This is a genomic window from Ruegeria sp. AB8, assembly GCF_056542605.1.
Map to the genome: position 1 here is coordinate 1 of NZ_JBQGAB010000129.1, position 580 is coordinate 580.

Here is a 580-nt window from a genome sequence, read left to right on the forward strand (position 1 = left end):
GCCCTTGCGGAGTTTCAACGCGGCGTGTTTCAGCCAGCCGACGATCAGGAAGAACTTTGCGCGCAGGCTTGTTCATGACAAAGCTCCCTGCGCATCAAGTTCCGCTTGTCGGATTTGCATTGCGAAATCCACTTCAAGGCGCAGCTCAACGACCACTTCAAGCGGCATAACGATGTCCAGCCAGACACCCTCACGGATCAGGTGAACGTGATAGGTGGCGTTTGGGTAAACGAACCAAAGGGCTTCATGCCGGTTCAGAACGTCGCGCGCGGTGTCGGCGTCGATTGTGCCTGACAGGTCGCAACCGAATTTCAGGGTTGCGTATGAGTTGGCATAGTTTGCTCGGCTGCTGCTTTGGATGAGCGCAGCGGCCTTTTCCGGTGAAGCAAAGCGGAACAGCTCTTTCGGACCCAACGCCTTGTTAACGTCTGCGTGCAACTTCAAGGCTTTGTAGAGCCGATTTGCACGGACATACTCAAGATCATTGAGGACATGGAACATTTCGAGCGCGATTCCGAAAGCCGTGGCGCGGGCATCGCTTTCCAGCCAGTATTCGCGCATTCCGCGCTTGATGGTTGAC

Annotated in this window: 1 protein-coding gene; it reads right to left on the reverse strand. The window is 55.3% G+C overall.

Features of this window, described 5'->3' with window-relative positions:
- Positions 1–72: 72 nt before the first annotated feature.
- A partial coding sequence (locus ACR0CG_RS24145; RefSeq protein WP_480528062.1) for a hypothetical protein occupies positions 73–580 on the reverse strand: 508 nt, incomplete at its 5' end.